At 69.6% G+C, this 17505-nt stretch carries 19 protein-coding genes; 7 read left to right on the top strand and 12 right to left on the bottom strand.

From position 1 onward, the window contains the following. Positions 1-12 precede the first annotated feature (12 nt). Positions 13-1044, top strand: a complete 1032-nt coding sequence (locus tag E5P3_RS13335; RefSeq protein ID WP_162586420.1) for an ornithine cyclodeaminase — start codon at positions 13-15, stop codon at positions 1042-1044. Here the strand turns inward: E5P3_RS13335 and gshA are convergent. Beyond that, a complete protein-coding gene (gshA, locus tag E5P3_RS13330; protein WP_162586419.1) occupies positions 1022-2599 on the bottom strand; it encodes a glutamate--cysteine ligase in 1578 nt (525 codons plus the stop codon). The genes E5P3_RS13335 and gshA overlap by 23 nt on opposite strands. 115 nt (positions 2600-2714) lie before the next feature. Continuing rightward, positions 2715-3383 (bottom strand): alpha/beta hydrolase, encoded by a 669-nt coding sequence (locus E5P3_RS13325; protein ID WP_162586418.1) that lies wholly within the window; start codon positions 3381-3383, stop codon positions 2715-2717. Positions 3384-3560: 177 nt separating this feature from the next. Between E5P3_RS13325 and E5P3_RS13320 the strand changes: the two genes are divergently transcribed. Next, the gene (locus tag E5P3_RS13320; RefSeq protein ID WP_232073122.1) at positions 3561-4922 is read left to right on the top strand and encodes an MFS transporter; all 1362 of its coding nucleotides are present in this window, start codon (positions 3561-3563) and stop codon (positions 4920-4922) included. A gap of 21 nt (positions 4923-4943) precedes the next feature. Here the strand turns inward: E5P3_RS13320 and E5P3_RS13315 are convergent, their stop codons facing one another. Together E5P3_RS13315 and E5P3_RS13310 are read right to left on the bottom strand one after the other, a co-directional pair. Then, a complete protein-coding gene (locus E5P3_RS13315) occupies positions 4944-5342 on the bottom strand; it encodes a hypothetical protein (protein WP_162586417.1) in 399 nt (132 codons plus the stop codon). Positions 5343-5434: 92 nt separating this feature from the next. Further along, on the bottom strand, positions 5435-8263 hold the full coding sequence (locus E5P3_RS13310; RefSeq protein ID WP_162586416.1) for an autotransporter outer membrane beta-barrel domain-containing protein: 2829 nt from the start codon (positions 8261-8263) through the stop codon (positions 5435-5437). Between the two features lie 152 nt (positions 8264-8415). Here E5P3_RS13310 and E5P3_RS13305 point away from each other — a divergent pair, with 152 nt between their 5' ends. Together E5P3_RS13305 and mnmH are read left to right on the top strand one after the other, a co-directional pair. Further along, complete coding sequence (locus E5P3_RS13305; protein ID WP_162586415.1) at positions 8416-8634, top strand: hypothetical protein; 219 nt, start codon at positions 8416-8418, stop codon at positions 8632-8634. Beyond that, complete coding sequence (gene mnmH / locus E5P3_RS13300; protein WP_162586414.1) at positions 8634-9683, top strand: tRNA 2-selenouridine(34) synthase MnmH; 1050 nt, start codon at positions 8634-8636, stop codon at positions 9681-9683. Before E5P3_RS13305 ends, mnmH begins: the two co-directional genes overlap by 1 nt. Before the next feature lie 24 nt (positions 9684-9707). Here mnmH and E5P3_RS13295 read toward each other — a convergent pair whose 3' ends face one another. Together E5P3_RS13295 and E5P3_RS13290 are read right to left on the bottom strand one after the other, a co-directional pair. After that, positions 9708-10634, bottom strand: coding sequence for a DUF808 domain-containing protein (locus E5P3_RS13295; protein ID WP_162586413.1), 927 nt, complete (start codon positions 10632-10634; stop codon positions 9708-9710). A gap of 20 nt (positions 10635-10654) precedes the next feature. Further along, positions 10655-11173 (bottom strand): GNAT family N-acetyltransferase, encoded by a 519-nt coding sequence (locus tag E5P3_RS13290; protein WP_162586412.1) that lies wholly within the window; start codon positions 11171-11173, stop codon positions 10655-10657. Positions 11174-11250: 77 nt separating this feature from the next. Here E5P3_RS13290 and E5P3_RS13285 point away from each other — a divergent pair, with 77 nt between their 5' ends. Both E5P3_RS13285 and E5P3_RS13280 read left to right on the top strand, forming a co-directional pair. Beyond that, complete coding sequence (locus tag E5P3_RS13285; protein ID WP_174263066.1) at positions 11251-11400, top strand: hypothetical protein; 150 nt, start codon at positions 11251-11253, stop codon at positions 11398-11400. Then, on the top strand, positions 11397-11699 hold the full coding sequence (locus E5P3_RS13280; protein WP_162586411.1) for a 2Fe-2S iron-sulfur cluster-binding protein: 303 nt from the start codon (positions 11397-11399) through the stop codon (positions 11697-11699). Before E5P3_RS13285 ends, E5P3_RS13280 begins: the two co-directional genes overlap by 4 nt. On the opposite strand, the gene E5P3_RS13275 is transcribed toward E5P3_RS13280, so the two are convergent. Further along, positions 11696-12937, bottom strand: a complete 1242-nt coding sequence (locus tag E5P3_RS13275) for an MFS transporter (RefSeq protein ID WP_269474005.1) — start codon at positions 12935-12937, stop codon at positions 11696-11698. The two genes, E5P3_RS13280 and E5P3_RS13275, sit on opposite strands and share 4 nt — an antisense overlap. A gap of 47 nt (positions 12938-12984) precedes the next feature. Here E5P3_RS13275 and E5P3_RS13270 point away from each other — a divergent pair, with 47 nt between their 5' ends. After that, positions 12985-13626: an RluA family pseudouridine synthase gene (locus tag E5P3_RS13270; protein ID WP_162586410.1), complete on the top strand. Its 642-nt coding sequence runs from the start codon at positions 12985-12987 to the stop codon at positions 13624-13626. A gap of 12 nt (positions 13627-13638) precedes the next feature. On the opposite strand, the gene E5P3_RS13265 is transcribed toward E5P3_RS13270, so the two are convergent. From E5P3_RS13265 to egtB, 5 genes are all read right to left on the bottom strand, one after another. Then, positions 13639-14076, bottom strand: coding sequence for a universal stress protein (locus E5P3_RS13265; RefSeq protein WP_068683349.1), 438 nt, complete (start codon positions 14074-14076; stop codon positions 13639-13641). A gap of 116 nt (positions 14077-14192) precedes the next feature. Next, complete coding sequence (locus E5P3_RS13260; RefSeq protein ID WP_162586409.1) at positions 14193-14936, bottom strand: 2OG-Fe dioxygenase family protein; 744 nt, start codon at positions 14934-14936, stop codon at positions 14193-14195. After that, on the bottom strand, positions 14933-15214 hold the full coding sequence (locus E5P3_RS13255) for a DUF427 domain-containing protein (protein WP_162586408.1): 282 nt from the start codon (positions 15212-15214) through the stop codon (positions 14933-14935). Before E5P3_RS13255 ends, E5P3_RS13260 begins: the two co-directional genes overlap by 4 nt. A gap of 35 nt (positions 15215-15249) precedes the next feature. Next, positions 15250-16236 (bottom strand): L-histidine N(alpha)-methyltransferase, encoded by a 987-nt coding sequence (gene egtD, locus E5P3_RS13250; RefSeq protein ID WP_162586407.1) that lies wholly within the window; start codon positions 16234-16236, stop codon positions 15250-15252. Continuing rightward, positions 16233-17486 (bottom strand): ergothioneine biosynthesis protein EgtB, encoded by a 1254-nt coding sequence (gene egtB / locus E5P3_RS13245; RefSeq protein ID WP_162586406.1) that lies wholly within the window; start codon positions 17484-17486, stop codon positions 16233-16235. Before egtB ends, egtD begins: the two co-directional genes overlap by 4 nt. Positions 17487-17505: the final 19 nt, after the last annotated feature.

The following is a 17505-nucleotide window of genomic DNA, read 5'->3' as shown; positions in this document are numbered from 1 at the left end:
GTTTCTGCGAACATGGCAACCACACGTTTCGTCGACATCCACGCCTTGTCGGCCCTGGTCCGGGCGATGGGAGCACCCCGCCTCCTGGAGATACTGACGCAGGCCCTGCGGGAGGACTTCCTGCGCTGGACCGAGTTCGACAAGTCGGCACGCCTGGCCAGCCATTCGGCGCTGGGCGTGATCGAGCTGATGCCGGTGTCCGACGCCCGGCACTATGCCTTCAAGTACGTCAACGGCCACCCTGCCAACACGGCCCGGGGCCTGCCCACAGTGATGGCCTTCGGCGTGCTGGCCGAGGTGGAGACCGGCTTTCCGCTGCTGCTCGCCGAGCTCACGCTCACCACCGCGCTGCGCACCGCCGCCATGTCGGCGCTCGCGGCGCAGGCAGTGGCCCGGCCGGGTGCGCGCAGCATGGCGCTGATCGGCAACGGCGCCCAGGCCGAGTTCCAGGCCCTGGCCTTTCATGCGCTGCTGGGGGTGGACGAGCTGCGGGTCTACGACCTCGATCCGGCCGCGACCGACAAGCTGGTGCACAACCTGGCGGCGTATCCGGCCCTGCGCGTGCAGCGCGCGGCCGGCATCGCCGAGGCGGTGCGCGGCGCGCACATCGTGAGCACGCTGACGGCGCGCAAGGCGCGCGCGACCATCCTCACGCCCGCGATGATCGAGCCGGGCATGCACATCAACGCGGTCGGGGGCGACTGCCCCGGCAAGACCGAGCTGCACGTGGACGTGCTGAAGGCCGCGCGCGTGTTCGTCGAATACGCGCCGCAGACGCGCATCGAAGGCGAGATCCAGCAGTTGCCGGCCGACTTTCCGGTGGTCGAGCTGTGGCGGGTGCTCGCGGGCGCCGAGCCGGGCCGCCAGGACGAGGCCGAGGTGACGGTCTTCGACTCCGTGGGCTTCGCGCTGGAGGACTACTCCGCGCTGCGCCTGGTCCATCGGCTCGCGCTGGAGCACGGGGTGGGGCAGGACATCGCCCTGGCGCCGCCGGACGGCGACCCCAAGGACCTGTTCCGCCTCATAGCGCCGCCGGCTGGGTGACCATCTGCGGCGCGTCGATCCAGTGCTTCTTGAAGCCCAGGCGCGCCGGCGAGACGTACTGCTCGCGATAGATCTCGAAGGGCATGGTGTCGGCGGCCTCGATCTGCTTCTGCGCCTCGACGGAGTCCTGCGTCGCGCGCTCGAAGCGCGCTTGCTGCTCGGCGCTGAAAGGCAGCGCCAGCAGCGCGGCGCGCGTCTCATCCGAACGGGTGCGCACGAAGTCGATGAAGGAATTGCCGTGCGAGCGCTCCATCGCCTCCAGCACGCGCGCCGAAGGCAGCAAGGCCGGGTCGGCCAGCGCCTGCTCGGCGGCGCGCACCGCCTCGGCATGATGGCTGCCGCCCTGGGCCGCGTCGAGCGCGGCGGCAATCGGGCCGCAGGCCTCCAGCAGTTCGGCGCCCCATTCGGTCAGCCCCACATCGCGCCCGCCGCGCAGCAGCTTCAGCCCGGGCTCGCGCCCGCGCGCGGCCGTGAGATGCTGGTTATGGGCCAGCTCGGCGATCTCCTCGCGGGTGTCGGGCGGGCTGTCGGCCAGCAGGCAGTGCAGCAGGAAGACATCCAGGAAGCGCATGGTGGAGGCATTGATGCCGAGGGTCTCGAAGGGATCGAGGTCCATCAGCCGCACCTCGACGTACTCGACGCCGCGCTCGCGCAGCGCATGCAGCGGCCGCTCGCCGGGAAAGATCACCCGCTTGGGCCGGATCGTGCCGTAGAACTCGTTCTCGATCTGCAGCAGGCTGGTGGCGAGCTGGTTGTACTCGCCGCCCAGGTTCTGAATGCCGATCGCCTCGTAGGCCGGCCAGGGCCGGGTCAGCGCGTCCTGCAGCGAGGCGGCATAGCCGTCGAGGCTGTTGTAGCTCACGGCCAGCGAGGCCTGGGCCTCGCTCTGGTAGCCCAGCCGCCCCATGCGCAGCGAGGTGCCGTGCGGCATGTGCATGGCGCCCTCGCCCAGCGGCTTCAGCTCGTGCGCGCGCCCGGCCACGAAGGTCGAGCACAGGGCCGGCGAGGCACCGAACAGGTACAGCAGCAGGAAGGCATGGCGGCGGAAGTTGCGGATCAGCGCGAAGTACTCCGCGCTCGAGACGTCCGGCATCGACCAGTTGTAGTGGATGCCCGAGATGGTCTGCATGCGCCGCCCATAGCGGTGGCTCAGGCCCATGCGATAGACGCTCTTGGCGCGGCCCACGTTCGAGGAGCCGTAGCGCCCGATCGGAATGGTCTCGTCCGGCGGCAGGCCGCATGGCATGCTGGACACCCACAGCCGTTCGTCGCCGGCCTCGGCCAGTGCGCGATAGGTGAACTGGTGGATCTCCGCGAGCTCGGCCAGGCAGGTCTCGACATCGGCATGCACCCCGGTGATGAGCTCCAGCTGCGACTCGCTGAAATCGGTGGTGATGTGGGGGTGGGTCAGCGCCGATCCGAGCGCGGCGGGATGCGGCGTCGCCGCCAGCTTGCCGTCGGGCTGCGCGCGCAGGCTCTCCTTTTCGATCCCTCGGCGGACTCCCTTCAGGCGCGCGGGTGCGAGCGCTCCCAGGCGCTCCGGTAGTTTGCTCATGTCGTTCTAACCGGTGAATCTTTGTGGGGCGGAAGGTAGCACGGCCACGGACAGCCTGCTGACACCGGTATTTAAAGCGCCGGCGGCGTTTCTGCTATAGCGCCAAACCCCGAGGTCAAGGCGTGCCCAGCACCCGCAGCAAGAAGCGATTGAGGTCGGCGATCTCCTCCATGCATACCGAGTGCTCCATCGGGTACTCGTGCCATTCGACCGCATGGCCCAGCGCCGCCAGCGCATCGCGCGATGCCCTGGCGCGCTCGATCTGTACCACGCCGTCGCGCGTGCCGTGGCCGAGGAAGATCGGTACGTCATGGTTGGCGGCATGGCGTTCGGCGGCGGTGGTCGCGGCCAGCGGCAGGTAGCCCGAGAGCCCGACGATGCCGGCCAGCCGCTCGGCATGGCGCAGCCCGACCAGCAGTGCCATCGCGCAGCCCTGGGAGAAGCCGGCGACCACGATGCGATGGGCTGGAATGCCGCGCTGCTTCTCGTTGGCGATCAGCGCCTCGATCGCGGCCTGCGAGCGGCGCAGGCCGGGCTCGTCCTCGCGCTTGACCAGGTCGGGCGCGGCGATGTCGTACCAGGCCGGCATGCGGTAGCCGCCGTTGATGGTGACCGGGATCACCGGCGCGTTGGGGAACACGAAGCGCACCGCGCCGACGGCCGACAGGTCGAGCTCGCTGGCGATGGGCACGAAGTCGTTGCCATCGGCGCCCAGGCCATGCATGAGGAGCACGGTGGCCGTGGGATTGGGGCCGGTTTCGATTTCGATGGGGGCGAGCGACATGGGTGGAAGCGATTGTTGCGTGGGATGGCCCAAGTGTGCCGCATCGACAGTCCGAGGGCAGTTCGGCTTCATGAATGTCGAGTTGCCGATATCCTCTGGATGTCGTCCTTTCATGAGCGCGCGGCAATGCCCCGCATTCCGGGGCGACGACGCCACCATCAAAACAAGAGGAGCCCGATGACCCCGCAATACTCGCCGATGAACGCCAAAGGCGAAGGTACTCGAATGACCCGTCGCAAGACCATCGTCGCCACCACCATCGGCAACGGGCTCGAGTTCTTCGACTTCACCATCTACGGCTTCCTGGCCCTGGTGATCGGCAAGCTCTTCTTCCCCACCTTCGACAGCTACGGCCAGCTGCTGCTGACAGTGGGCAGCTTCGGCGTCGGCTTCATCATGCGGCCGCTGGGCGGGATCGTGATCGGCGCCTACGCAGACCGCGCGGGCCGCAAGAAGGCCATGACCCTCACCATCTTCCTGATGGCGCTGGGCTGCGCCATGATCGCCTTGGCCCCCACGTACGCGCAGATCGGCGTCGCGGCGCCGATCCTGATCGTGCTGGCGCGGCTGATCCAGGGCTTTTCCGCAGGCGGCGAGGTCGGCGCCTCCACCACCCTGCTGGTCGAGCATGCGACGCCCGCCAATCGCGGCTACATGGCGAGCTGGCAGTTCGCCAGCCAGGGCCTGGGCATCCTGCTCGGCGCGGCGGTGGCCGGCGGCCTGACCGCGGCGCTCGGTCCCCAGGGCATGGAAGCGTGGGGCTGGCGCGTGCCCTTCTTCATCGGGATGCTGATCGCGCCGGTGGGCATGTACATCCGCCGCCATCTCGACGAGTCGCTGGAGACCGCGGGAACGCCGGCCGCCGCCGAGCGGCGCAGCAGCATCGCCGAAGTGTGCAGCGAACACGGGCGCACCGTGCTGGCCGCCATCCTCAGCGTGCTCGGGGGCACTGCCGCAGCCTATGTCGTGACCTTCTACATGCCGACCTACGCCGTCCGCGAGCTGGGCCTGCCGCCGACCGTGGCGCTGTTCGGCGCGGCGCTCACGGGCTTGTTGTCCTTCGTGCTCTCGCCGCTGGTGGGCCTGGCTTCCGACCGCGTCGGGCGCAAGCCGCTGATCCTCTGGGGCCGCATCGCGATGGCGTTGATGATCTACCCCGCCTTCTGGTGGCTCAACGCCTCGCCCACGGCGGCCGTGCTGTTCATCGTGGTGGGCCTGCTGAGCACCGCGCTGGTGGTGCAGACCGTGCCCACGATCACCATGCTGCCCGAGATGTTCCCCAAGCATGTGCGCGCCAGCGGCATGTCGCTGGTCTACAGCGTGGGCGTTGCGCTGTTCGGCGGCTTCTCGCCCTTCGTCAGCACCTGGCTGGTGGGCGCCAGCGGCAACAAGCTGGCACCGGCCTGGTATCTGCTCGGCATGACGCTGGTGTCGCTGCTGGGCCTGCTGTGGCTCAAGGACTTCACCGGCCGCGACATCGACGACGCCGCGGCCCACCGGCCCGAAGCCGAACCTTCCTCGAGCCCTGCCCGCGCATAGCGCCGGCGCCCCCGGGGAAGTTCAGGGCCGCGAGGCGAGCTCGCGGCACTTCCGCAAGTTGGCGTCGAAACGCGAAGCCAGCGCGGGCTCGCAGGCATCGGCGGTGGTCATGATGCGGCACATGCCGACCACCAGGAAATCCGATACCGCCTCGGTGCACATCGGGTAGCGGCTCAGGGCCGGGTTGCCCTGCGTCTTGAAGCCCCAGCTGCTGGAGAAGTCCAGCATGCGGCCCATCGCCTCCTCGAAGTAGTCGCGGTCCCGCGCCGCGATGGCCGCCTCCATCGCCGGCAGCTCGCTGCCGAGAAAGCTCACGGCCGCGGCCGGGAAGCGGTCGGCGGACTGCGGCGGCTGCTGGGCACCGGCCGGGGCGGCGGCGAGCCACAGGGCGGCGAGAAGGCAATGGCGGAGAGGTCCCATGGTCTCAAGATCTGCGATGGCTTCGGGGGGGCCCGCCGGCCGGCGGGCGCGAAGGCCCCTATTGGAACCGAAGCCGGGACTCCCGGCGACGTCTACCAGCGCAGCTTCACCCCGACGGAACCCTGCACCGAGGACTTGACGCGGGCATCGCCGCCGAGGGCGAACACGCGCCCCAGTTCGCCGTACAGACTGGCCGCCGGTGTCAGTGCCAGCGTGAAGCCGCCCGCCAGCTCGGCCGCGCTGTAGCCGCTGGCACTGGCGAATCGGGTCGAGCCCGCCGGGCCGACGAACTCGGCGGCGTCGGCGCCGGCGCTCGCGCGGTACAGGTTCAGCCGCGCATAGGGCTGGAGCCGCCCCGCGCCGGTAGCGAAGTCGCCCTTGATGCGCACGCCCAGGCGGCCGATCCAGCCGGCATCGGCATCCTGGCGCACGATGGCGCCTGCGATGGGCACGGCGTCGAAATGCGCGCGCTGGTAGATCAGCTGCGCCTGCGGCTCGACGGTCCAGCGCTCGGTGAGCGCGAAAGACTTGCCGGTCTCGATCGAGGCGGTGAAGCTGTCGCCCTTGCCGGCGGTGCTGGCGTTGCCGTCGGGCCGCACGCTGTAGCGATGGCTGCCGGCCTGGACCACGGCGTCGGCGTAGAGGCCGCTGCCGTCCATCCAGGTGGCGTAGGCGCCGAGGTAGCGCGAGCGCAGGTCGTTGGAGCCGACCCGGCCGAAGGTGCCGCGCGCATTGCCGCTCACGTCGGCGCCGCCGTCCAGGAACCCGGCATAGACGCCGCCACGCCAGTGGCCGCCGGCCAGCAGGTCGGTGCCGGCCTGCAGCCCGCTCACATGGCCGCGGCTGTGCGCCGCGGCGATCCCGTCCTGGCGGATGTTCAGGTCGTCGTAGACCGCGCGTGCCCACGCCCGGCGCGGCGCCGGGACGCTGCCGGCCGGGGCCGCATCCTCGTCGCCGATGCGGCGATGCAGGTTGCCGAGCATGGCAAGGTCGGCCTGGCGCAGTTGCGCCGGAAGCGCGGCGAACAGCGGCACTTCTGCGCGGTAGGTCGGCACCTCGGCCGGCAGCAACGGCAGCTTGACGGTGACGAGGGGGTCGGACGGGTTCCCATGATCGGCAGGGTCCGCGGGACCGGCAGGGTCCGCGGGATTGGCGGGGTCCGCGGGATTGGCGGGCTCGACAGGCGTGACCGGAGTGACGGGAGTGCCCGGCGTTTGCACGGTCGTCGTGGAGCGCAGATACCAGTTCTCGCCCGCGCCCTGCGCATCGGCGGCGTGGAGGCGGTATTCGTAGGCACCCGCGTCCACATGGCCGTTGGCGAGCGTGAAGGCGTCTCGCGTCGTCTGGGCGGTGGTTGTGGCGCCATTGCGCGCGCTCACCACCTCGATGCCGTTGCCCGTCGTTAGGGCGCCGAGGCCGCCGAGGTTGTTGATGCGCACCGTGGTCCGGCCGCTGGCGCTGGCGCCGGGGCCGCTGAGCACCAGGCGATCGCTCAGGCTGTTGCTGCCGCCGAGCACCGTGCCGAGGTTCAGGGTACCCCCCTGCCCCACGTAGGCGCCGGTGACGGTGAGCGTGCTGCCGGCGCTGGCGTTCAGCAGGTTGACCGTGCCGGCGTTGTGCAGCGCGGCCACGCGCTGGTCGAGGCCGCCGGTGTCGAGCGTGGCGCCCGCCGCCACCGTGTGCGCGGAGGCGGCGCTGAAGGTGCCGGCAGCGCCGGCCGTCAGCGTCCCGGCCGTGACCGTGGTCGCGCCCGAATACGCATTGGTGCCGGAGAGGACCAGGCGTCCCGCGCCCGTCTTCTCGATGCCGCCGCTGCCGGACAGGAGGCCTGCGTAGGCGGCGTCGGTGGGCTGGGCGAAGCGCACCAGGCCATTGACGGCGATCGAAGGCGGCGCGAATTCGGCCGGTGTCTGCAACGTGCCGCCTGCATCGACCGTCATGCTGCCGGTGTAGCTGCTGGCGTCGGCGCCCAGGATCAGCGTGCCCGCGGCCACGCGGGTGCTGGTGATGCCCGAACCCGGCAGCGCGTTGCGGAAGGTCCAGGTGCCCGCATCGCGCTTCACCAGGGTCTGGAAGTTCGACAGGGCATGCGCGAAGGTGTCGGTGCCCGTGCCATCGAGCGTCAGCAGGTTGTTGCCGCCACCGCCGTCGATACCGCCGGTGATCGAGGAGCCGGTGTGGACATGCAGCGCGTCGTCGCCGTTGGCGAAGTTCAGCGCGCCGATCAGCCGGCCCTGGTTCGTGAAATCCACGGCCATCGTGCCCGACACGGCGAGGATGTTGTCGCCCGCTGTCCCCCTGTACTCGATGACGCCAGTGGCGCCGTTGACCACTGTGTTCGAACCGCTCGAGGGCTCCAGCCAGATGGCGGCGCCGCCCGCCTGCGAGCGCACCTCGCCGTGATTGACGATGAGGTTGCCGCTGCCGTGTGCGTTGATGGCTTCCGCGTCATACGCCGTGCCGTTGGAGAGCACCCTGGCGCCCTCCTCGATCGTGAGCGTGGTGCCCGCGCGGAACTCGATGGTGTTGGCCCCCGTGCCGTAGTGGCCGGTGGCGCCGGGCGCGGCGTTGTTCTCGACCGTCGCGCCGCGTTGCACCAGGATGGTCCCGTTGTCGCCCATGCTGATGGCGGGCAGGTTGGTGGTGCTGATCACGGCGCCGGGCTGCACGTCCACCGTGCCGCCGGGCGTGGCGTCGTAGCCGCCGATGACCACGAAGGTCTGGGGGGTGCCGGCGGTGCAGGCGATGGTGCCGCCGCTGGGGCCGGCGCAATCGGCGGCCGCGGTGCCGGCCAGGCTCAGCAGCGCCAGGGCCACCGCCGGCGCCTGGGTGGTCGATTTGCCCAGCCCCCTGGCCAGTTCGGAGGCCACTGCCCACAGCCCTTGCTTCGGGTTCCAGACCACCTGGAAAACGCGATTCATAGAGTTCTTTCGTATTACATTGAATACTTAAGAATGTAGTTCTTAGGTTCACATTTTCTAAGGAAGTAGTTCACGAAAGGGCGGCCCATGCCCCAACTTGGCGCATTGCACCGCGAGTCCGGCGGTGCTGGCGGACGCCCGTAAACTCGGGCATGACCTCCAGACCCTCCAGGGCGCCGCGCACGTTCGAGCGCGGCCTCTTGTGCATCCTCATCGGCGCGGCCGTCCTGATCGCGCCCCATTTCCTGACATCGCCTCTCTGGCACGACATGATCGGCGGCGCCAGCGTGGTGGGCTGGTTCGCACTGGTGCTCGGCATCGCGCTGGTGGTGGTGGACCTGGTCCAGCGCGCCCGCAGCAAGGCCCGCTGATGCGCGCACCCGCACCCGTGCGCGTGGACGATCGCGGGCGCTTCGACGCGCTGATCGACGCGCGCTCGCCGGGCGAATACGCCATCGACCACATTCCCGGCGCCATCAACTGTCCGGTGCTCGACGACGAGGAGCGCCGCATCGTCGGCACGCTCTACAAGCAGCAAGGCGCTTTCGAGGCGCGCCGCGTTGGGGGCGCGATGGTGGCGGCGAACCTCGCGCGCCATCTGAGGGAGCGCTTCGCGGACCGGCCGGCCGACTGGAAGCCCCTGGTCTACTGCTGGCGCGGCGGCCTGCGCAGCGGCTCGATGGTCACCTGGCTGCGCCTGGTGGGCTGGGACGCGCAACAGCTGGCCGGCGGCTACAAGAGCTGGCGCCGCCGCGTGATCACGCAGCTGGACTTGCTCTGTCCGCAGCTCGACCTGCGCGTGCTGTGCGGCGCCACCGGCAGCGCCAAGACGCGCGTGCTGCAGGCGATGGCGCGCCAGGGGCGACAGGTGCTGGACCTCGAAGGCTTCGCCGCCCACAAGGGCTCGCTGCTGGGCGCCCTGCCCGGCACCCCGCAGCCGTCGCAGACGGCTTTCGAGACGCGCATCGCCGAGATGCTGGAACGGATCGATCCTGCGCAGCCGCTCTACGTGGAAGGCGAGAGCCGGCGCATCGGCCGCCTCGACGTTCCGCTGCCGCTGGTGAAACACATGCGAGCGAGCCGCTGCATCGAGATCGTGGCCGCGCCCGAGGTCCGCCTGGCCTACCTGCTGCGCGACTACGCCTACCTCGGCGACGATCCCGAGGCCCTGTCACGCCAGCTCGGGCTGCTGAAGGAGCTGCACGGCAAGGCCGTGATCGGCCGCTGGCAGCAATGGGCCACCGAAGGCGCGCTGCCGGCGTTGTTCGCCGAGCTGACGACGCTGCACTACGACCCGGCCTACCGGCGCTCGCAGGCCAGTCATTTCGAGCGCTGGGCAGAGCGGCAGCCGGTGGCAACCGACGATCTCTCCGATGCCGCCATCGAGGCGCTGGCGCGGCGGGTGGCGGAGCTGGGCTAGGAGCAAACTCCCAGCAGTCTGCTCCTAGCGTTCGGACAATTGCCCGGCCTTCTTGCCGAATGCCTTCTTCGCAAGCTCGACGGCCGCCAGCACGATCGCGCCGGCCACGATGCCGACGCCCGCGTTGATGCCCATCGAGCCCAGGCCGCCCACCAGGGCGCCGGCGTCCACCGCCCAGGCCTCGACCGCATGGCCGAGCGCCGGTACGCCGTGCACCAGGATGCCGCCGCCCACCAGGAACATGGCGGCGGTGCCTGCGACGGACAGCCCCTTCATGAGCCAGGGCGCTGCCGCCAGGATGCCGCGACCCAGCGCCTGCGAGGCACCACCTTCGCGGCGGCTCAGGTAGAGCCCCGCATCGTCGAGCTTCACGATGCCGGCCACCAGGCCGTAGACGCCGATGGTCATGATCAGCGCGATGCCGACCAGCACTGACAGCTGCGTGGTGAAAGACTGGCCCTGCACCGTGCCCAGCGTGATGGCGATGATCTCCGCCGAGAGGATGAAGTCGGTGCGCACCGCGCCCTTGATCTTGCCCTTCTCGACCGCCACCAGGTCCACGGCCGGATCGGCCAGCGCCTTCTCATGCCGCGAGATGTCGGCGTCGTGCTCTTCCTTGTGCAGGAACTTGTGCGCCAGCTTCTCGCACCCCTCGAAGCACAGGAAGGCGCCGCCGATCATCAGCAGCGGCGTCACCAGCCAAGGCAGCCAGGTGCCGATGAGCAGCGCTGCCGGCACCAGGATCGTCTTGTTGATGAAGGAGCCCTTGCACACCGCCCACACCACCGGCAGCTCGCGATCGGCCTTCACCCCGGAGACCTGCTGCGCGTTCAGCGCCAGGTCGTCGCCCAGCACGCCGGCGGTCTTCTTGGCGGCAACCTTGGTGAGAACGGAAACGTCGTCCAGGACCGTGGCAATGTCGTCAAGCAGGAGCAGCAGACTGGAGGCCATGAATGTTGTGTTCCTGTGGGTCAGGCGACGTTTCGCTTGAGGCGGATCTCTTCGATCTTGGTGCCGCCCAATGACGTTGTCTTGGCAGTCTTCATTTCTCGCTTGAAGCCGGCCAGCTCGTAGAAGCGCAGCGCGCGGTCGTTGCGCAGCGGCACCCAGACGGTGACCACCGTGCAGCCTTCTTCGTCCAGGCCGTCGCGCGCGGCATCCCACAGGGCCACGCCGACGCCCTTGCCCCAGTGCTCGGGCTTCACGTAGAGGGCCCAGATCTCGCCGGTGGTCGAGGGCGTCTTGGGATCGCGCGAACGGTCGAATCCGACGAAGCCGGCCACCTCCTCGCCCAGCACGGCCACGTGCACCTGCGGCTCGCTGAACTCGATGGCCTCGCGCCACTTGGCCTCGCGCGTGGAGGGCGCCAGGGCGCTCAACTGGTCCTCGGGCAGGATGCCGGCATAGGCGGCACGGGCGGAGGCAACGTGGACTTCGGCGATGGCTTTGGCATCGCGCAGCGTGGCGGGGCGAACTTCGTAGTCAGGCATGAATGCGGGGAAACGATCGGTAGGGACTGTATTGTCGCCGCCTCGCTAAACTCGACCACCAATCACTGGAGGAACACATGCCCAAGGGACAGCAGCGCAGCAACAAGGAATCCAAGAAACCGAAGAAGGACACGTCGCCGCCGAAGGCGCCGCCCGCCGGTTTCGAACCGGTCCGCACGGTCACGACGGCAGTGATTCCGCGCGGGAAGATCAAGAACAAGGAATGAGCACGGGCGCGCCGCACACCACGGCGCGGATCGAGCCGGGCGGCTTGCGCTTCGACACCGAGGCGGGCCGCACGCTGCTGCAGTCCGCCGAGGCCGCCGGCATCGAGCTGCCCAGTTCCTGCCGCAACGGCACCTGCCGCACCTGCATCTGCCGGCTGCTCGACGGCGAGGTCCGCTACCGCATCGAATGGCCCGGCCTGAGCCGGGAAGAGAAGGCCGAGGGCTGGATCCTGCCCTGCGTGGCGGAACCGGTGGGTGATGTGAGGCTGGACGCGCCGCTCGCCTTCTCGCATTTCTAGTCCACCGGCTTTACCAGCCGATCGCGCGACGCCAGCGACGGGAAGAGCCGGAACCAGGCCAGCGCCACCAGCACGGTGCCGACGCCGCCCAGGACCACCGACCCCACCGGCCCCAGCAGCGCCGCGGTGGCGCCCGATTCGAACTCGCCCAGCTGGTTGCTGGCGCCGATGAAGATCGAATTGACGGCGCTCACCCGCCCGCGCATCGCGTCCGGCGTCTCCAGCTGCACCAGCGTCTGCCGGATCACCACGTTGACCATGTCGGCCGCGCCCGAGACCGCCAGCGCAAGCAGCGACACGAGAAAGCTGCGCGACAAGCCGAACACGATCATGCAGACGCCGAACGCTGCCACGGCGATCAACAGCGCGCGCCCTACGCGGCGCTCGATGGGCCGCCGCGTGAGCAGGATCGAGGCCGCGAGCGCTCCCACCGCGGGCGCGCTGCGCAACAGCCCCAGGCCCCACGGGCCCGTGTGCAGGATGTCCTTGGCAAAGATCGGCAGCAGCGCGACGGCGCCGCCGAGCAGCACCGCGAACAGGTCGAGCGAGACCGCGCCGAGCACCGGCTTGCGGTGCCAGATGAAGTTCACGCCCGCCAGCACGGTCGACAGCGACACCGGCTCGCGCGGCGGCGGCGCGTGCTCGTAGCGCACCTTCATCACCAGCAGGCTGCCCACCGCGAAGAAGAGCAGGCCCGCACCATAGACCACGCCGGTCCCGGCAGCGAAAAGCAGGCCGCCCAGCGCCGGGCCGCCGATGATCGCGCCTTGCATGCCGGCCGAACTGAAGGCCATGGCCCGCGGCAGCATCAGCGGCGGCACCAGCAGCGGCGTCAAGGCCTGCTGCGCCGGCATCTGGAAGGCGCGCACCGCGCCCAGCACCAGCGACAGCCCGAGCAGCAGCGCACGCGAGTCGTGGTGGCCTTGCACGGCAAGCAGCAGCACCAGCGCCACCAGCCCCTGCACCGCCAGGCAGGCCGCGACGATGCGGCCGCGATGATGGCGATCGACCACGTGCCCCGCCAGCAGTGCCAGCAGCAGTGCCGGCACGAACTGGTAGAGCCCCACCAGCCCCAGGTCCCAGGCGCTGCCGGTCAGCTCGTACATGTGCCAGCCGATCGCGACCAGCAGCATCTGGCTGCCCGCGGTTCCGAAGAGCCGCGCGCTCCACATCCGCATGAAGGGCCGCTCGCGTGTGAGATCGATGAATGTCGGCGAGGCGGCAGCGGGAATGGACATCGCGTCGAGGATAGCCGAGGCCCGAAGCCTCATAGACTCGCTCGGCCATGACCTCGCTCATCGTGATCCATGAAGACGCCGACGTGCTGGTGCTCGACAAGCCCGCCGGCCTCCTGTGCGTGCCCGGCCGCGGCGAGGACAAGCAGGACTGCCTCAGCGCCCGCGCGCAGGCGCGCTGGCCCGAGGCGCTGGTGGTGCATCGACTCGACATGGCCACCAGCGGCCTGGTGCTCATGGCGCGAAGCCCCGCGATGCAGCGCGCGCTCGGCGATGCCTTTGCGCAGCGGCGTGTGCAAAAGCGCTACGAAGCCATCGTGGACGGATCGCTTCCCGTGTCCGACGCGTGGTCGCTGATCGATGCCCCGCTCATCGCCGACTGGCCCAACCGCCCGCTGCAGAAGGTCGATGCGTTGAACGGCAAGCCGAGCAGGACACGCTGGCGCGTGAAGCGGCTCTTGCCCGATCGCGATGCGAGTCACCTGTGGCTGGAACCGCTGACCGGCCGCACCCACCAATTGCGCGTGCACCTGCTGTCGATCGGCCACCCGATCCTCGGCGACACGCTCTATGGCGGCGAGCAAGTGCAGCGGCGCGCAGAGCGCCTGCTGCTGCATGCGAGCGAACTCGAATTCGCCCATCCCGCCGATGGCCGCCTGCTGCGCTTCGAGAGTGCGCCGCCTTTCGAGTGAGCGCCCCGGTCGTCAGCCTTTCACCACGAGCACCGGCACCTTGGCGTCCTGCAGCACACGCTGCGTGACGCTGCCCAGGAGCAGTTTCTCGATGCCGGAGCGGCCGTGCGAGCCCATCACGATCAGGTCGGCCCCGATCGCTTCCGCGGTGTCGACGATGCCTTCGTGCACCACGTGGCCGTCGATCACGCGCTGGTCGCTGTGCAGGCCTTCCGCGGCCAGGGCCGCGACGCCGCGCGCCAGCGCGGCATTGGCGCTGCTGGTGGCGGCCGCGAGGTATTCGTTCTGGCCCAGCGCGTAGTCGGCGCCGACGCCGATGAACGGATAGTTGTCCACCACGTGGATCAAGGTGATGCGGCTGCCGAACGCCAACGCGAGTCCGCTGGCCTTGCTCACCGCGAGCATCGATGTTTCGGACCCGTCGATCGGAACCAGGATGTGATTGAACATGGGAGACCTCGTTTGTTCACTTGATGGCTCTCTGGCTCTCAGCCGAACCGGGCCTCGAATGTACATCCAGGGCGGTGTCCGGGCTGTAGGACTTCTACGGCCCGGCGCCGGGGTGCTCAATCGCCCTGGAAGGAGCCCGCGCGGCAGGTCACGACCAGCGTGTCGCGCCAGCCGGGCTGGCTGTCCACCAGCGGCTGGATCGGCGTCGATTCGTGGATCACGCGCGCGTCGTCGACGAGCATCAGGGTCCACGGCTCCGTCATGGTGAAGCGCTCGCCGCGACGGCCCGCGGCCTCGAACACGCGGGTTTCACCGCCCTTGATGTTGTGGCGCCCCACCAGCGCCACTGCGACCAGGTCGACGCCGTCGCGATGCGCGCCCTCGGGCGTCGGGCGGCCGATGCCGTCGGCCGTGTCGATGCGGAACTGGTGCGCCTCCACGTACCAGCGCTGGCTGCCGCGCAGGCCGTTCGCCACCTCGGCCAGGCCCTTGATGAGCGCCTGCCACGCGGGCTGCACCAGCGTGCCGGCCTCCATCGGCGCGAACCAGCGCTGCATGCCGCCATGCAGCGCGTTGTACTCGACCGGCTGCCAGTGCGCGCGGTGCGGCACCTGCTCGATGACCGCGTCCTCGACCATGAAACAGGCGTGGCGGCGGGTCCGATAGCGGCCGCCATCCTTGAGGTACTCGTCCAGGGGCAGATGGTCCCAGTCGGCGTGCAGCAGTTCGAGCTCCGCGAGCGGGCAACCCAGCCATTCGGCCACGCCCTGGGGGCTCAGCACCGCATAGCCGTCCTGCCGCAGTGCGGGAACGAGCCGGTCTACAGGGGCAAAAGGCGGATCGAAGGCCCCGAAGCTCACTCGCCCACCTTCACGCCCTTCCAGAAGGCGACGCGGTCGCGCACCATCTCGGCCTCGGGCTTGGGGTCGGCGTAGTACCAGGCGGCATCGGCATTGAGCTCGCCGTTGACCAGCAGCGAGTAGTAGCTGGCCGTGCCCTTCCAGGGGCAGGTAGTCTTGTGGTTGCTGAAGGTGACGTAGTCGCGATTGAGCGCGCTCGCCGGGAAATAGTGGTTGCCTTCGACGAGCACGGTGTCATCGCTCTCGGCGATGGTGACGCCGTTCCAGGTTGCTTTCATCCAGATCTCCAAGGCCCGCCGATCGCGGGACGGAGCTATTGTGCCGCGGGCGACTGCAGCCAGTGCACGCGGAAAAGCCGCTCGGGATCGGTCCACACCGCCGCCGGCCTGAGCCCGGCCTTCACGGCCAGGGCCCGCAGGCCATCGACAGTGAACTTGTACGAGTTCTCGGTGTGGATGGTCTCGCCCTCCTCGAATTGGAAGCGCTGGCCGTCGAGCGTGACGGTCTGCGCGCGGCGGCTCGCCAGGTGCATCTCGATGCGGCGCAGCGGCGCGTTGTAGAAGGCCGCGTGCGAGAAGCCCTCCAGGTCGAAGTCGGTGCCGAGCTCGCGGTTGGCACGGCGCAGCAGGTTGAGGTTGAAGGCAGCCGTCACGCCCTGCGCGTCGTTGTAGGCGGCATGCAGCCGCGCCGGGTCCTTGACGAGGTCCACGCCCAGCAGCAGGCCGCCGCCGCGCAGCAGGCGCTGCGCGAGCTGCAGGAAGGCGAGCGCCTCCTCGGGGCTGAAGTTGCCGAGCGTCGAGCCGGGAAAAAAGCCCACGCGCTGGCCCATGCCTTCGCCCCGTGCCGGCAGCACCAGCGGCATGGTGTAGTCGGCCACCACGGGCTGCACCCCGAGGTGCGGGTAGTCGGTGCGCAGGCGCTGCGCGGCCGCCTCGAGGTGCTCGCCCGAGATGTCGATCGGCACGTAGCGCCGCGGCGCGTGCAGCGCATCGAGCAGCAGCCGCACCTTGGTGAGCGAGCCGGCGCCGAACTCGATGACCTCGGCATGGGGGCCGATCTGGGCCGCGATCTCGGGCGCGCGCTCGGTGAGGATGCGCATCTCGGTGCGCGTCGGGTAGTACTCGGGCAGCTCGCAGATGCGGTCGAAGAGCTGCGAGCCGGCCGCGTCGTAGAAGAACTTGGGCGATATGGCGCGCGGGCTGCGGCTCAGCCCCTCGAACAGCTCGCGGCCGAAATCGGAAAGCGGCGCTGCCCGCTGTGCGCTGCGGAATGCATGCAGGCTGATGGCGGGAATACTCATCGAAGATCCTTGGCGAGCCGTAGCCCCGAGAACTGCCAGCGCGCGGCCGGCGGGAAGAAGTTGCGGTAGCTGGGCCGCGAATGACCCGATGGCGTGGCGACGCTGCCGCCGCGCAGCACCAGCTGGCCCACCATGAACTTGCCGTTGTATTCGGCCGCCACGCCCGACAACGGACGGAAACCCGGATAAGGGTCATAGGACGACCGCGTCCATTGCCAGACATGGCCGCTCGTCTGCGAGATGCCGGGCGCATCGTGTGCGGCCTCCCACTCGAACTCGGTCGGCAGGCGCGCCCCGGCCCACTCGGCATAGGCCGCAGCCTCGTAGAAGCTCAGCTGCGACACCGGCGCCTCGGGCTCCATCGGCCGCACGCCATGCAGGCCGAAGACCTGCCACCCCGCCGTCGTGCCATGGTGGGCCAGGCGCGGATCATCGGCGGCAAGCCAGTACGCCGGATGACGCCAGCCCTGCGCCTGCACCGCGGCCCAGCCGTCGGAGAGCCACAGCTCGGGCCGCTGGTAGCCGCCATCGGCAATGAACTGCGCGTACTCGCCGCAATTCACGAGCCGGTCCGCGATGGCGTAGGGCTGCAGCAGGGCCGCATGGCGCGGCGTCTCGTTGTCGAAGCAGAAGCCGCCGCCGGCATGGCCCACCTCGGTGATGCCGCCAGGCTGAGAGAGCCAGCGCATCGCCGGTGCCACCGACGCGAGCCGCAGTGCAGGCGCGGGCGCCGCACGGTAGGCCGGCAGCAGCGGGCTGCGGGACAGCGCATGCAGGATGTCCGTGAGGATGAGCTCCTGGTGCTGCTGCTCGTGGTTCAGGCCCAGCTCGACGATCGCCGCGATCGCATTCCAATCGGCCGCGCCGTCATCGTTCTCGAGCAACGCCTCCACCGCCTCGTCCACATGGCGCCGGTAGGCGTGCACCTGCTCGAGCGAAGGTCGCGTCAGCAGCCCGCGCTGCGGGCGCGGATGGCGCGGCCCCAGTGCCTCGTAGTAAGAATTGAAGAGATAGGCAAAGGCCGCGTCGAACACGCGATAGCCTTCGGCATGCGGCTGCAGCAGCACGGTCTCGAAGAACCATGTGGTGTGCGCCAGGTGCCATTTTGTCGGACTGGCGTCGGGCATCGACTGGATGCACTGGTCCTCCGCCGAGAGCGGGGCCGCCAGCGCGAGGCTGTGCGCACGCACCGCCTGGAACCGATCGCGCAGGTCGTCCGCCGCGGGCGTGGCCGGCCGGGTGAGCTTCATGGGGTCTCCATTGTTGGAC

This window comes from Variovorax sp. RA8 (assembly GCF_901827175.1).
GTDB lineage: Bacteria > Pseudomonadota > Gammaproteobacteria > Burkholderiales > Burkholderiaceae_C > Variovorax.
This window is presented reverse-complemented; position numbering and strand designations above follow the sequence as displayed.

What these genes read in the sequence shown, in the direction of transcription:
- E5P3_RS13335 (WP_162586420.1), top strand. Translation starts at nt 13, where the DNA reads ATGGCAACCACACGTTTCGTCGACATCCACGCCTTGTCGGCCCTGGTC.
- gshA (WP_162586419.1), bottom strand. Translation starts at nt 2,599, where the DNA reads ATGAGCAAACTACCGGAGCGCCTGGGAGCGCTCGCACCCGCGCGCCTG.
- E5P3_RS13325 (WP_162586418.1), bottom strand. Translation starts at nt 3,383, where the DNA reads ATGTCGCTCGCCCCCATCGAAATCGAAACCGGCCCCAATCCCACGGCC.
- E5P3_RS13320 (WP_232073122.1), top strand. Translation starts at nt 3,561, where the DNA reads ATGACCCCGCAATACTCGCCGATGAACGCCAAAGGCGAAGGTACTCGA.
- E5P3_RS13315 (WP_162586417.1), bottom strand. Translation starts at nt 5,342, where the DNA reads ATGGGACCTCTCCGCCATTGCCTTCTCGCCGCCCTGTGGCTCGCCGCC.
- E5P3_RS13310 (WP_162586416.1), bottom strand. Translation starts at nt 8,263, where the DNA reads ATGAATCGCGTTTTCCAGGTGGTCTGGAACCCGAAGCAAGGGCTGTGG.
- E5P3_RS13305 (WP_162586415.1), top strand. Translation starts at nt 8,416, where the DNA reads ATGACCTCCAGACCCTCCAGGGCGCCGCGCACGTTCGAGCGCGGCCTC.
- mnmH (WP_162586414.1), top strand. Translation starts at nt 8,634, where the DNA reads ATGCGCGCACCCGCACCCGTGCGCGTGGACGATCGCGGGCGCTTCGAC.
- E5P3_RS13295 (WP_162586413.1), bottom strand. Translation starts at nt 10,634, where the DNA reads ATGGCCTCCAGTCTGCTGCTCCTGCTTGACGACATTGCCACGGTCCTG.
- E5P3_RS13290 (WP_162586412.1), bottom strand. Translation starts at nt 11,173, where the DNA reads ATGCCTGACTACGAAGTTCGCCCCGCCACGCTGCGCGATGCCAAAGCC.
- E5P3_RS13285 (WP_174263066.1), top strand. Translation starts at nt 11,251, where the DNA reads ATGCCCAAGGGACAGCAGCGCAGCAACAAGGAATCCAAGAAACCGAAG.
- E5P3_RS13280 (WP_162586411.1), top strand. Translation starts at nt 11,397, where the DNA reads ATGAGCACGGGCGCGCCGCACACCACGGCGCGGATCGAGCCGGGCGGC.
- E5P3_RS13275 (WP_269474005.1), bottom strand. Translation starts at nt 12,937, where the DNA reads ATGTCCATTCCCGCTGCCGCCTCGCCGACATTCATCGATCTCACACGC.
- E5P3_RS13270 (WP_162586410.1), top strand. Translation starts at nt 12,985, where the DNA reads ATGACCTCGCTCATCGTGATCCATGAAGACGCCGACGTGCTGGTGCTC.
- E5P3_RS13265 (WP_068683349.1), bottom strand. Translation starts at nt 14,076, where the DNA reads ATGTTCAATCACATCCTGGTTCCGATCGACGGGTCCGAAACATCGATG.
- E5P3_RS13255 (WP_162586408.1), bottom strand. Translation starts at nt 15,214, where the DNA reads ATGAAAGCAACCTGGAACGGCGTCACCATCGCCGAGAGCGATGACACC.
- egtD (WP_162586407.1), bottom strand. Translation starts at nt 16,236, where the DNA reads ATGAGTATTCCCGCCATCAGCCTGCATGCATTCCGCAGCGCACAGCGG.
- egtB (WP_162586406.1), bottom strand. Translation starts at nt 17,486, where the DNA reads ATGAAGCTCACCCGGCCGGCCACGCCCGCGGCGGACGACCTGCGCGAT.